The organism is Microbacterium sp. ProA8 (genome assembly GCF_039905635.1).
Classification (GTDB): Bacteria; Actinomycetota; Actinomycetes; order Actinomycetales; family Microbacteriaceae; genus Microbacterium; species Microbacterium chionoecetis.
Genome location: NZ_CP157000.1, coordinates 3,370,227 through 3,383,817, shown reverse-complemented (window position 1 = coordinate 3,383,817; position 13,591 = coordinate 3,370,227). Strand labels below are relative to the sequence as shown.

Genomic DNA, 13,591 nt, shown 5'->3' with positions numbered 1-13,591 from the left:
CTCGCGGCCCCGGCCGTTCGAGCAGGCCGCGGCATCGCCGCGCCTCCGCAGGAGAACTCTGCTTCCCCAGGCCGCCCCCGGGGGGATCCGTCCTGCGGAGCGCGGATTCTCCTGCGGAGGACCTACGCGGTGGCGGGGGTCGCGTTCAGCAGCGCGCGCGCCGAGGTGCTGCGGCGGCGAGCGACGACGATCATCGTCGCGACGAGCGCCAGCAGCGTCCAGATCACCAGGCCGGCGAGAGCGGCGCCGAGGCCCGCGGTCGAGGTGAGCGCGGCGAGCATGCCGTTGTAGGCCGGAGAGGTCGGCATCAGGCCGGCGACGCTCGAGAGCACGCCCGGCACGGTCGAGACCACGCCGGTCGCGACGGTCAGCACGCCGATGAGCGCCGAGATCCAGCGCCCGGCTCCGCCGAACACCGCGACGAGCGCCTGGTTCACGGCGGCGAACGCGATGCCCGCGACGACGGACACGCCGAAGAGCGCCCACCATTCGGCCCAGCCGTACGACGCGGCGAGCTGGACGACGCCCGCGACGAGCGCGCCCTGCAGCGCGCCGAGGCCGGCCGCCGGAGCGAACGACCGCAGCGTGAGCAGCGCCGACGGCTGGCGCGACGTGAGCGCGCGGCGCGACACGGCCTGCAGCGCGATGAACGTGCCGAGCCCGCCGAACCACAGTGCGAGGGTCGCGAGCAGCGGGACCGCCGACGCGCCGAAGAGCGAGGTGCCCACGCCGTCGGCCTCGACCGGGTCGGCGACGACGGACGCGAGGTCGGTCGCCTCCTGGTCGGTGTACGACGGCAGGGATTCGGATGCCGTCGTCAGGCCGCTCGCGAGCTCCGAGGTGCCGGTCGCAAGCTGAGAGACGCCGTCCGCGAGGCTGGTCGCGCCGTCGGCCGCCTGCGTCGCACCGTCGGCGAGCTGCGTCGCACCGTCGGCCAGGCCGGAGGCACCGTCCTGGATGCCGCTGACGCCGGTGGCGAGCTGGCCCGCGCCCGCGGCGGACTGGTCGATGCCGCCGGCGAGCTGAGTCAGCCCGCCGCCCAGCGTCGAGACGCCAGTGCCGATCTGCCGGAACTGCGCTGCGAACTGCGCCGTAGCCTCTTGATCGAACATTGTCAGACCACCGGAGAGGCCCTGCGCAGCCTGCTCGGCGCCTGCTGCTGTTCTCTGGGTGATGGTGGCCTGCGTGATCAGATCCTGGCAGAAGAGCGGGTCGGTGCTGACGGCAAGGCACTTGTTGGCGAGCTCGACGGTCTTGCTCGCAGCCGTCTCAGTGTCCCCGGCGAGTGTCGCGGTTATCCCGGCTCCGGCGGAGAGCTGGTCGGGCACGAGCCCGGTGGACTCGAGCTGTGCGGCCCCGCCGTTCACGCCGTCGGCGAGCTGCTGCGCGCCGGCCGCGGCCTCGCGGGTCTTGCCGGCGATCGTCGTCAGGCCGGACTGCAGCGACGTCGCTCCACCGGCGACCTGCCCGGCGCCGTCGGCGAGCTGTGCCGCGCCGTCCGCGAGCTGCGTGTTGCCGTCGGCGAGCTGCGAGATGCCGTCGGGCAGCTGCGCGGCGCCCTCGGCGGCCTGGGTCGCGCCGTCGGCGAGCTGTGCGGCGCCGCCGGCCGCCGTGCCGAGCTGGTCGCCCAGCGTCGTGAAGCCGAGGAACACGTTCTCGAGATACACGCTCGACAGCTGTGTGCCCATGCTCGACGCTGCGGCCGTCGCGACCTGCGCGGTGATGGCGTCGTCGACGATGAGGCTGTCGGGCGGGGTCGTGACCTCGATGGTGGCCTGTTCGGGCGTCGAGCCCGGGGCCGTCGACGTCGCGGCGGCGGAGAAGTTCTCGGGGATCGTGATGACCGCGGCGTAGGTGCCGTCGGCGAGGCCGGCCGCGGCATCCTCTTCGTTCGAGATCGTCCAGGTGAGGTTGCTGTCGAGCTCGTCCGATCCCTCGACCAGGCCGGCGGTGAGCTGGCGTCCGAGAGGCACGGTCTGCCCGTCGATCGTGACGGGTTCGTCCTCGTTCACGATCGCGGCGGTGAGGCTGTCGAGGCGCTCGACCGGGTTGTACAGCGCGGCCACCAGGATGCCGCCGATGACGACGGGCAGCAGCAGCACGCCGACGAGCGTCAGCCACGTGACGGGCCGGCGCGAGCGCGCGCGCTCGACGGCCGTGGTGATCCAGTTCGGGGTCATGCGTTCACCTCTGCGGTGGGGGTGGTCAGGGGGGTGCCCGAGTGCAGCGCCAGCGACGCCACTTCGGGGCGGTGCGCGTCGGCGAGGAGTGCGAGCGCGGCGCTCTCGGTGCGCGAGGTCACGATGAGCGTGAGTACGCCGTCGGCATCGCCGCGGCGGAGCGCCTCGGCGGCATCGCGCAGCAGCGCGCCCGCCTGGTCGCGTTCGGCCGCGTCGAGGGCGTCCACACCCTCGACGACGACGACCGTCGCCTTGCCGGCGAGGGCGCGCCGGAGCGCCGGCACTCGCTCCTCGGCGTCGCCGAGCAGCGCGAGCCCGACGTGGGCGCGCACCCAGGCCGCCCGCTCGGGCAGCAGGTGACCGGCCACGCGCAGCCGGCCGTCACTCGGCGCGAGCCGCCCGGCCAGGGTCAGCGCGAACGCCCGTGCCGCACGCGGGTCGCCGGTGGCGATCAGGGTGCCGCCGGGCTCGAGGCGGAAGGCGGCATCCTCGAACAGCACGACCTCGCCGGCCGAGCCGCCCGCGTCGGCACGGACGCCGACGCCCTCGCCGACGGCTGCGGCGGTCGTGTTCGGCTCTGGCCAGGCCTCGAGCGAGAGCTCCCGCTCGACCGCTTCGCCTTCGATGTCGAAGTGGGGGAGGATCCGGTCGAGCCACCGCGGGATCCACCACGCCTTGTCGCCGAGGAGCGCCATGACGGCGGGCACGAGCGTCATGCGCACGAGGAACGCGTCCACGGCGATGCCGACGGCCAGGCCCAGTGCGATCGGCTTGATCGACGCATCGCCCTCGGGCACGAACGCGGCGAACACCGCGAACATGATGACGGCGGCCGCGGTGACGACGCGCGCCGAAGCGGTGAAGCCCGACCGCACGGCACCGAGCGCGATGTCCCGGCGGCTGCGCGTCGAGTGGCCGGCGGCGGCGCGGCGGGCGTGCACGTAGTCCTCGCGCATGCGGCTGACCAGGAACACCTGGTAGTCCATCGCGAGCCCGAACAGCACGCCCATCAGGATGATCGGCATGAAGCTGATGACGGGACCGGTGCGGTCGACGTGCAGCAGCTCGGCGCCCCACCCCCACTCGAACACGGCGGCCACGACGCCGAAGGCGGCGAGCACCGACAGCAAGTAGCCGACGGCGGCCTTGATCGGCACCCAGATCGAGCGGAACACGATCATGAGCAGCACCAGCGACAGTCCCACGACGAAGACGCCGAACGGCAGGAGGGCGGCGCCCAGGCGGTCCGAGATGTCGATGCCGACGGCAGTGAACCCGGTCACCTTCAGGTCGACGCCGTACTCGTCCTCGAGCTCCGGGGCCAGATCGCGCAGCGCACGCACGAGCTCGGCGGTCGCCGGGTCGTCGGGAGCGGTCTCGGGCACGATCTGGATGAGGCCTGTGTCGGCGGTCTCGTTCGGCGTCGCGAGCGCGACCTCCTTGACGCCGGGGACCTTCTCGACCTCGTCGGCGAGGTCGGCCATGAGCCCGAGCGGGTCGGTCGAGGTGACGATGGTGCCCGTCATGATGAGCGGGCCGTTGGCGCCCGGACCGAAGTGCTCGGCGGTGAGGTCGTAGGCCTGGCGCGCCTGGCTCGACTCGGGCTGCTGTCCGGCGTTCGGCAGGGCGAGGCCGAGGCTCGCGGCGGGGATCGCCATCACCCCGAGAGTCAGCACCACCGCGATGGTCGTGATGACGGGGTGGTTCGTGACCAGCTCCACCCAGCGGTTCGTCTTCTTGACGGGAGCGTGGGTCGCGTCGACCGCCTCCGGTGAGAGAGCGGTTGCGATTGTGGTCTGTTCGCGCGTCTCCGCAGTCTCGGCGGCCGCTCGCGCGCGCCTCTGAGCCTGCTCCGACGAAGGTCCGTTCAGCGCATCCGAGGTCTCCGCGTCATCGCCACCCGGCCGTTGAGCGAGCTTGCGAGTCGACACGCCCTGGGCCTCCGAGGAGCGGCGGGGGAGAGGCATCCCCCGGCGCTTCCGGCCGTGGCCCCAGCCGGCGACGCGGTCCTTCGCGAAGCCGAGCAGTGCGGGGGTCAGGGTGATCGCGACGATCACGGCGATCGCGACGGCGACGGCGGCCGCGATGCCCATCGTCGTGAGGAACGGGATACCGGCGAAGCCGAGGCCGATGAGCGCGATGAGCACCGTGACACCGGCGAAGACGACGGCCGAGCCGGCCGTGCCGGTGGCCCGCGCGGCGGACTCCTCGGGCTCCACGCCCGCGCGCACCTGGTCCTGATGCCGGGCGACGATGAAGAGGGCGTAGTCGATGCCCACCGCGAGCCCCAGCATGATCGCCAGCATCGGCGTGGTCGACGAGATCGACGCGAACGCGGTGGAGACGTAGATGAGCGCGATTGCGAGGCCGACGCCGATGAGCGCCGACACGAGCGGGAACCACGCCACCGCGAACGAGCGGAACGTCACGATCAGCACGAACAGCGCGATGAGCACGCCCACGGCCTCGATCAGCGAGAGTGCGGGCACCGAGGTCGAGAACAGGTCGCCGCCCATGGCGACCTGCGATCCCTCGGGCAGGGTCTCGCGCAGATCGTCGGCGACGTCTTCCAGGCCCTCCTTCGTCTCATCCGACACATCGGTCGCCTGGCCGTCGAACTGCAGGCGGATGATCGCGGCCGACTCGTCCTCCGAGACCATCCCCGTGACCATCTCGTTGAAGGGGTCGGTGACGGCGATCACGCCGTCGAGGTCCTCGAGGTGGGCGACGGTGTCGTCGATCGCCGTGGCGTACGGCTCCTCATCGACCTGCTCGCCGTCCGCGGCGACGATGACGAGCTGCGCGCTCGTGCCGCTCGCCTGCGGAAAGCTGCGGTCCAGCAGCGCGATGCCTTCCTGGGCCTCGGTGCCCGGGATCGAGAACGAGTTGTCGGTGCCCTTCATGAACACCAGCGCGCCGCCACCGGCCAGCGCGAGCAGCAGCACCCACGAGACGAGCACACGCCACGGGTGGCGGTACGTCCAGCGGCCGAGCGCATAGAGAAGGGTCGACACAGCGCCTCCGGTTACGGATGAGGGTTTCGGGAAGTGTCGATACAGCGCTGTATCGGATACATGAGTGTATCGTAAGGCGGGTTGCCCGCCCGAACCTGAGTAGTGCGTGTGAGACTGGCTGGGAGGAGGCCCCCATGAGCGACACCCCCCTGGTGGAGGTGGCCGGAACGTCGCGGCGCCGTGAGGCGACCCGGCAGAAGCTGCTGGATGCCGCCGCACTGGTGTTCGCCGAGGTCGGCCTGGACGCGGCATCCGTCGAGGCGATCTGCGAGCGCGCGGGATTCACGCGCGGCGCGTTCTACTCGAACTTCGAGACCAAGGACGAGCTGATGCTCTCCCTGACCGAGCGCGTCGCCGGCGAGAAGATCGACGAGGTCGCCAAGCGCGTCGCCGTGCTGCAGGAGCGGGGCGAGGATCTCGAGCCGGGCGCGCTGGTGCGCCAGCTGCTCGACGTCGCGTTCGACAAGAAGCAGGGCATCCTGCTGACGAGCGAGATCCGCACGCGCGCGATGCGCGACCAGCGTCTGGCCGAGACGTACATCGCCTGGCAGACGGGGATGGTGGAGCGCGTCGGCTCGTTCATCGACGAGCTCGCCCGCACCTACGGGTTCCGGCTGCGGCTGCCGGCGACGGAGTTCGCCGGCATCATCCTGCAGACCTGGGAAGACACGTCGGCGTTCGGCATCATGACCGGCCTCAGCGCCGAGGAGCTGCAGCAGCTCGTCAACGAGCGCACCGCGCGCGTGTCGACGGCCCTGGTCGACCCCCTCTGACTCCACGCGTCGCCGCGCGGTCGTCGAGCGGGGTCAGCGGCGGCCGGTCGGGTCAGGGCGTTTCGTCTCGGTCGCTGGCGCTCCCTCGCTCAACGACCGGAATTGGTTCCCGGTCGTTGAGCGAGCGAAGCGAGACGAAACGCGCCGAACCGCCACTTCGCGCTCCGATTCAGCGCGCGAAGGCGAGGACCTCGTAGCAGCGCGCCAGGCGGTCGAGCCACCACTGGCGGCGGTCGGCGGATGCCGCGTGCGCGTCGAGCAGCGCCGCGTCCGGCGTGACCCGGCCCACCGTCAGCGAACCGTGGCGCGGGACCAGCGGCGGGTCCACCACATCGGCGGTGAAGAGCGACGCGGTCCCGAGTCCGCAGTCGTAGTCGAGCTGGGGGAGGGCTGCGGCGAGAGCCACGCCCATCGACAGCCCGACCGAGGTGTCCAGGGCGCTCGAGACGACGGCCGGAAGCCCTGCCTCCGCCACGATCTCGAGTGCGCGACGCACCCCGCCGAGCGGCTGCGCCTTGATCACCAGGAGGTCTGCCGCGCCCGCGCGCGCCACCGCCAGCGGATCGGCGGCTCTGCGCACGCTCTCGTCGGCGGCGATCGGGATGCCCATGTACTTCACGCGTCGCCGCAGCTCGGCGAGCTCGTCGACGCTCGCGCACGGCTGCTCGGCGTATTCGAGGTCGAACTCGGCGAGGGCGTGCAGGGCACGCTCCGCCTCGTCGACGTTCCAGGCGCCGTTCGCGTCGATGCGCACGCGGCCCTCGGGACCCATCAGCTCGCGCACGGCGCGGACGCGGGCGACGTCGTCGGCGAGCAGCTGACCGGCCTCGGCGACCTTGACCTTCGCGGTGCGGCAGCCGTCGAAGCGTGCGAGCACCGCGGGGACGTCTGCCGCGGCGACCGCCGGCACGGTGGCGTTGACGGCGATGAGCTCACGGCGAGCGGCGGGCCGCGGCATCTGTGAGTCCTCGATGGCCGCGGCGAGCCACGTCGATGCCTCCGCGTCGTCGTACTCGGCGAACGGCGAGAATTCCGCCCAGCCCTCGGGGCCCTCGAAGAGGAGCGCTTCGCGGACGTCGACGCCGCGGAACCTGGTCGCGAGCGGCAGTGCCACCACGTGCGCCGTCGCCAAGAGGCCGTCGAGCGGGGGAAGGGAGTGCGGGGTCGTCACCGCTTCATCCTGCCCCGTGGGCGGATCAGAATTGCCCGGCCTGGAAACGATGGTTTCGCATCTCGGTCTGAGCGAGCACACGCGCGTCGCGGAACTGCGACGACTCCGCGTTGCGGACTTCCTCGTAGGTCACCGGCTTGCCGAAGACGGCCCACTTCAGGCGGATCCAGCGGCTGGGCTTCTCCGACATCGCAGTCCCTCTCTCGCGTTCCGGTCAGCATGACAGGTTGGCGCCGAACTTTAAAGTGTGATTGACGATAGTGTGTGACGCACAGTACAGTGTGAGACATGAGCGAATCCGACATCCTCGAGACGCACCTGCAGGAGCTGCGGCGCGGCACCATCGTGCTGGCCTGTCTGCGGCTGCTCGAGTCCCCGGGGTACGGGTACGGCCTGCTCGAGCAGCTGGCGGCACATGGCTTCCCCACTGACGCGAACACGCTGTATCCCCTCCTCCGTCGCCTCGAGAAGCAGGGCCACCTCACCAGCGAGTGGAACACCGACGAGGCGAGGCCACGCAAGTTCTACCGCACCAGCGCCGCGGGCAAGCGCCTCGCGACCGCACTCACCGACGATTTCCGCGCGATCGCCACCGCGATCGACGCCCTTCCCCAGGAGGACTGACATGACCGGCACCATCACCTTCACCGACCGCTATGTCGACGCCGCGATGCGGACCGTTCCGGAGGACCAGCGCGACGACCTCGCCGCAGAGCTGCGCGCCTCGATCGACGACCAGGTCGATGCCCGCGTGGCCGAGGGCGAGGAGCGCGAACAGGCCGAGCGCGCCGTCCTCGTCGAACTCGGCGACCCCGACATCCTCGCCGCGAAGTACACCGACCGGCAGCTCTACCTGGTCGGGCCGCAGTACTACCTCGACTGGTGGCGGCTGACGAAGCTGCTGCTGTGGATCGTGATCCCCTTCGCAGGGCTGGGCATCGCGATCGCCCAGACCCTGTCGGGGGCCGATATCGGCGAGGTGATCGGCACGACCGTCGTGGCCATGCTCAACGTCGCGATGCACATCTTCTTCTGGACGATCCTGATCGTCGTGATCCTCGAGCGCACCGGCACCCGCATGCGCAAGCCCTACGCCGGATTCTGGAAGCCCGAGATGCTGCCCGAGCCGCGGCAGAGCGGTGCCGGATTCGGCGACATGGTGGCCAGCCTGGTCTTCCTCGTCGTGGCGGTGGGCGCACTGCTGTGGGACCGGTTCATCGGTTTCGTCCCGACCGAGCCCGGACTGTCGTTCTTCAACCCGGACCTGTGGCCGTGGGTCTACGCGGCGCTCTTCGTGCTGATGGCGCTCGAGGCTGCGCTGAGCATCGCGGTGTACTTCCGAGGGCGCTGGACGGTTCCGCTCGCGGTGCTCAACGCCGTGCTGGCTCTCGCGGTCGCGGTGCCCGCTCTGGTGCTTCTCGCCCGGGGCGAGCTGCTGAACCCCGAGTGGTTCGCCACGATCATCCCGGGAACCGAGGTCGGCGCGATCATGTACGTCATCACGGGCTTCGTGATCGCGGGCATCGCGGCATGGGACATCATCGACGTCGCGATCAAGGCGCGGCGGGGTGGAGTGCCCCGTCGGTGACCGACAGAGGAAGGAGGGGAGGAGTGCGCCTCGCACCCCTCCCCTCCTTCTAGGCTGATGCCCATGCCTCTTCTCGACACACCCGTACGGCTCGGCGTGCAGCTGCAGCCCCAGCACGCCCCGTACTCCGCGTTCCGCGACGCCGTCCTGCGTCTGGAGGAGATGGGCGTCGACGTCCTCTTCAACTGGGACCACTTCTTCCCGTTGTCGGGCGACCCCGACGGCCTGCACTTCGAGTCATGGACCATGCTCGCCGCCTGGGCCGAGCAGACCGAGCGCGTCGAGTTCGGGGCGCTGGTCAACTGCAACAGCTACCGCAACCCCGACCTGCAGGCCGACATGGCCCGCACCGTCGACCACATCTCGGCGAAGGACCGCGTGGGCCGCTTCATCTTCGCGACGGGCTCGGGCTGGTTCGCCCGCGACTACGAGGAGTACGGGTACGAGTTCGGCACCGCCGGCTCGCGGCTCGACGACCTCGCCGCCGGGCTCGAGCGCATCGAGGCCCGCTGGCAGAAGCTCAACCCCGCGCCCACCCGCGAGATCCCCGTCATGATCGGCGGCAAGGGCGAGCAGAAGACGCTGCGCCTCGTTGCGCGGCACGCCGACATCTGGCACAGCTTCGTGCGCCCCGACGAGCTGCCCCACAAGCTCGACGTCATCGAGCGGTGGGCCGAGCGCGAGGAGCGCGACACGTCGGGCCTCGTCATCTCCAACGAGCTGCACCAGCGTGGCGAAGGTTTCGCCGACGAACTGTACGACGCCGGTGTGCGCCTGTTCACCCTCGCCTTCCAGGGCCCGGACTGGGACTACGACCTCATCCGGTCGTGGCTGCGCTGGCGCGACTCGAAGAACGCCTGAGTCGGGACGCCCCCGGTCCCGTCGCCACCGACGTCTCCTTGAGCATGTCCCGATTTCTTCCGTTCCCGCCGCTCGTTGTGACCGATTTCGGGACATGAAGGCCATCGATCGGAACATGCCGACGGGGTGGGCTCCGCGTACGGAGCAGGGCGGCCGTCGCAAGGCGTCACGGACGGCGGCGGGGACGGATGCCGCGACTAAACTCGCGCGGGTGACCGCTGTCTCCACCGCACCCCGCTTCGCCCTCGACATCGACGGCGTGCCGCGTCCGGAGCGCTCGCAGCAGCTGCTCGAGGGCGTGCGCGAGCGGGTCGTGATCGCCGACGGCGCCATGGGCACGATGCTGCAGCGCTACGACCTGTCGATCGAGGGGGATTTCCAGGGCCTCGAAGGCTGCAACGAGATCCTCAACGTCTCGCGCCCGGACGTCGTCGCCGCGATCCATGACGCGTACCTCGAGGTCGGCGTCGACGCGGTCGAGACCAACACCTTCGGCGCGAACTGGTCGAACCTCGGCGACTACGGCATCGACGACCGCATCGCCGAGCTCGCCGCCGCCGGGGCCCGCATCGCGCGCGAGCGCGTCGAGGCGGCCGAGGCCGTCGACGGGCGCTTGCGCTGGGTGCTCGGCTCGATGGGCCCGGGCACGAAGCTCCCGAGCCTCGGTCACACGACCTACGACAACCTGAAGCAGACGTTCGCGCTGCAGGCCGAGGGGCTCATCGACGGCGGCGCCGATGCGTTCCTCGTCGAGACCTCGCAGGACCTCCTGCAGACCAAGGCCGCCATCAACGGCTGCCGTCAGGCGATCGTGAGCCGCGGCATCCGTCTGCCCATCTTCGTCGAGGTGACGGTCGAGACCACCGGCACCATGCTCATGGGGTCCGAGATCGGCGCGGCGCTGACCGCGATCGAGCCGCTCGGCGTCGACGCGATCGGCCTCAACTGCGCCACCGGTCCGACCGAGATGAGCGAGCACCTGCGGCACCTGTCGAAGCACGCCACCGTGCCGGTCGCGTGCATGCCGAACGCCGGGCTGCCGGTGCTCGGGGCGAACGGCGCGCACTACCCGCTGTCGCCCGCCGAGCTCGCGACGGCGCACGAGCAGTTCGTGCGCGAGTTCGGACTCGGGCTGGTGGGAGGATGCTGCGGCACGACGCCCGAGCACCTCGCCGCGGTCGTCGAGCGCCTGAGCCCCTTCCGCGACGCCCCCTCCCGGTCGTTGAGCGAGGGAGCGCCAGCGACCGAGACGAAACGGGCCGAGCATTCCGCAGGCGCTCAGGGCGTTTCGTCCCGCTTCGCTCGCTCAACGACCGTGGACCCCGGCGTCGCCTCGCTGTACCAGCACGTCTCGTTCCAGCAGGATGCGTCGTACCTCGCGATCGGCGAGCGGACCAACGCGAACGGCTCGAAGGCGTTCCGGGAGGCCATGCTCGAGGAGCGGTGGGACGACTGCGTCGAGATCGCGCGCGACCAGATCCGCGTGGGGGCGCACCTGCTCGACGTCTGCACCGACTACGTCGGCCGCGACGGCGCCGCCGACATGCGCGAGGTCGTGTCGCGCCTCGCGAGCGCGTCGACGCTGCCGCTCGTCATCGACTCGACCGAGCCGGCGGTCATCGCGGCGGGTCTCGAGCTCATCGGCGGGCGCCCGGTCGTCAACTCCGTGAACTACGAGGACGGCGACGGCCCGACCTCCCGCTTCGGGCGCATCATGCCGCTCGTGAAGGAGCACGGCACCGCCGTCGTGGCGCTGACGATCGACGAGCACGGCCAGGCCCGCACCACCGAGGGCAAGGTGCAGATCGCCACCCGGCTCATCGACGAGCTCGTCGGCGAATGGGGCCTCCGGGTCAGCGACATCATCGTCGACTGCCTGACGTTCCCGATCGCGACCGGCCAGGAGGAGACCCGCCGCGACGCCATCGAGACCATCGAGGCGATCCGGCAGATCACGGCGAAGTACCCCGGCATCAACACCACCCTCGGCGTCTCGAACGTCTCGTTCGGGCTCAACCCGGCCGCGCGCAGCGTGCTGAACTCGGCGTTCCTGCACGAGGCGGCCGAGGCCGGGCTGACCTCGGGCATCATCGACGCGGCGAAGATCGTGCCGCTCGCCTCGATCTCCGATGAGCAGCGCAAGGTCGCCCTCGACCTCGTGTGGGACCGCCGCGAATACGACGCCGACGGCAACGTCACGTACGACCCGCTGGCACGGATGCTCGACCTCTTCGCCGGCGTCGACACCGCGGCGCTGCGCAACCAGCGCGCCGCCGAGCTCGCCGCACTGCCGGTCGGCGAGCGGCTCGAGCGCCGCATCATCGACGGCGAGGGCAAGGGCCTCGAGGCCGACCTCGACCTCGCACGCGAGGGCGGGCTCGCCCCGCTGCAGATCATCAACGACCACCTGCTCGAGGGCATGAAGATCGTCGGCGAGCGGTTCGGCGCGGGCGAGATGCAGCTGCCGTTCGTGCTGCAGTCCGCCGAGGTGATGAAGACCGCGGTCGCGCTGCTCGAACCGCACATGGAGAAGTCGGATGCCTCGGGCAAGGGCCGCATCGTCCTCGCGACGGTCCGCGGCGACGTGCACGACATCGGCAAGAACCTCGTCGACATCATCCTCACCAACAACGGGTACGACGTCGTGAACCTCGGCATCAAGCAGCCGATCGCCGACATCATCGCCGCGGCCGAGGAGCACGACGCCGATGTCATCGGCATGTCGGGCCTGCTCGTGAAGTCGACCGTCGTCATGAAGGAGAACCTCGAAGAGCTCCGCTCCCGTGGCCTCGGCACGAAGTGGCCGGTGATCCTCGGCGGCGCGGCGCTCACCCGCGCCTACGTCGAGGACGACCTGGCGAGCCTCTTCGACGGTGAGGTGCGCTACGCCCGCGACGCGTTCGAGGGCCTGGCGCTCATGGAGCCGCTCGTGAAGATCGCGCGCGGCGCCGACCCGGCCTCAGTCGGGCTTCCGGCGTTGAAGAAGCGCCGCCACGCGGCCGGCTCGAAGCTCACGCTCACCGAGCCCGAGGCGATGCCGACGCGCTCGGATGTGGCATCCGACAATCCCGTGCCCGCTCCGCCGTTCTGGGGCACGCGCATCGTCCGCGGCATCGCGCTGCACGACTACGCCGCCTTCCTCGACGAGCGCGCCACCTTCATGGGGCAGTGGGGCTTGAAGCCCGGCCGCGGTGAGGACGGCGCGACGTACGAGCAGCTCGTCGACACCGAAGGGCGGCCGCGGCTGCGCTACTGGCTCGACCGCATCCTCGGCGAGGGCATGCTCGACGCGTCGGTCGCGTACGGCTACTTCCCGGTCGTGTCGGAGGGCAACGACGTCGTCGTGCTGCACCACGGCGACGACCCGGCGGGCGTGCTGGGAGCGGCAGGCCTCTTGGCGCCCGACGGCGGCAGCATCGATGGGCACGCCGCAGGCTCCGGGGGTGGAGGGGAGCTCGGCACCGAGCGACTGCGATTCCACTTCCCGCGCCAGCGCCGCGACCGTCACCTGTGCCTCGCCGACTTCGTCCGCTCGCGCGAGTCGGGCGCCGTCGACGTGCTGCCGGTGCAGCTCGTCACGGCCGGCGCGCACATCGACTCGGTCACCGCGAAGCTCTTCGCCGGAGACAAGTACCGCGACTACTACGAGCTCAACGGGCTCGTGATGCAGCTGACCGAGGCGCTCGCCGAGTTCTGGCACGCCCGCATCCGCTCCGAGCTCGGCTTCTCGGGAGAGGACCCGGCCGAGACCGCCGGCCTGTTCAAGCTGGAGTACCGCGGCGCCCGCTTCTCACTCGGCTACCCGGCATGCCCTGACATGGAGGACCGCCGCAAGGTCGTCGAGCTCCTGCGCCCCGAGCGCATGGGCGTCGAGCTCAGCGAAGAGCTGCAGCTGCACCCCGAGCAGTCCACCGACGCCTTCGTCTTCCACCACCCCGAGGCGAAGTACTTCTCGGTCTGACCTGCGACGCGAAGGAGACGGATGCCGCGGCCCGCGGCATCCG

At 70.9% G+C, this 13,591-nt stretch carries 9 protein-coding genes; 5 read left to right on the top strand and 4 right to left on the bottom strand.

The features are described 5' to 3' along the window. Positions 1 to 122 precede the first annotated feature (122 nt). Positions 123 to 2,180: a YhgE/Pip domain-containing protein gene (locus ABG085_RS15290; RefSeq protein WP_347976587.1), complete on the bottom strand. Its 2,058-nt coding sequence runs from the start codon at positions 2,178 to 2,180 to the stop codon at positions 123 to 125. Further along, entirely contained in the window at positions 2,177 to 5,194 is a 3,018-nt protein-coding gene (locus tag ABG085_RS15285) for an MMPL family transporter (protein ID WP_347976585.1), read from the bottom strand. Before ABG085_RS15285 ends, ABG085_RS15290 begins: the two co-directional genes overlap by 4 nt. A 134-nt stretch (positions 5,195 to 5,328) precedes the next feature. Here ABG085_RS15285 and ABG085_RS15280 point away from each other — a divergent pair, with 134 nt between their 5' ends. After that, positions 5,329 to 5,967: a TetR/AcrR family transcriptional regulator gene (locus ABG085_RS15280; RefSeq protein ID WP_347976584.1), complete on the top strand. Its 639-nt coding sequence runs from the start codon at positions 5,329 to 5,331 to the stop codon at positions 5,965 to 5,967. Between the two features lie 169 nt (positions 5,968 to 6,136). Here ABG085_RS15280 and ABG085_RS15275 read toward each other — a convergent pair whose 3' ends face one another. Both ABG085_RS15275 and ABG085_RS15270 read right to left on the bottom strand, forming a co-directional pair. Continuing rightward, entirely contained in the window at positions 6,137 to 7,138 is a 1,002-nt protein-coding gene (locus ABG085_RS15275) for an o-succinylbenzoate synthase (RefSeq protein ID WP_347976583.1), read from the bottom strand. Between the two features lie 25 nt (positions 7,139 to 7,163). Further along, positions 7,164 to 7,328: a hypothetical protein gene (locus tag ABG085_RS15270; protein WP_347976582.1), complete on the bottom strand. Its 165-nt coding sequence runs from the start codon at positions 7,326 to 7,328 to the stop codon at positions 7,164 to 7,166. A 98-nt stretch (positions 7,329 to 7,426) separates the two neighbouring features. Between ABG085_RS15270 and ABG085_RS15265 the strand changes: the two genes are divergently transcribed. The 4 genes from ABG085_RS15265 to metH all read left to right on the top strand — a co-directional run bounded on the left by ABG085_RS15265 (position 7,427) and on the right by metH (position 13,548). Then, positions 7,427 to 7,762, top strand: coding sequence for a PadR family transcriptional regulator (locus tag ABG085_RS15265; RefSeq protein ID WP_347976581.1), 336 nt, complete (start codon positions 7,427 to 7,429; stop codon positions 7,760 to 7,762). Position 7,763: 1 nt separating this feature from the next. Beyond that, positions 7,764 to 8,726, top strand: coding sequence for a permease prefix domain 1-containing protein (locus ABG085_RS15260; RefSeq protein ID WP_347976580.1), 963 nt, complete (start codon positions 7,764 to 7,766; stop codon positions 8,724 to 8,726). Positions 8,727 to 8,789: 63 nt separating this feature from the next. Beyond that, positions 8,790 to 9,587: an LLM class F420-dependent oxidoreductase gene (locus tag ABG085_RS15255; protein WP_347976579.1), complete on the top strand. Its 798-nt coding sequence runs from the start codon at positions 8,790 to 8,792 to the stop codon at positions 9,585 to 9,587. Between the two features lie 211 nt (positions 9,588 to 9,798). Then, positions 9,799 to 13,548: a methionine synthase gene (gene metH / locus ABG085_RS15250; RefSeq protein WP_347976578.1), complete on the top strand. Its 3,750-nt coding sequence runs from the start codon at positions 9,799 to 9,801 to the stop codon at positions 13,546 to 13,548. The last annotated feature ends 43 nt before the right edge of the window (positions 13,549 to 13,591 follow it).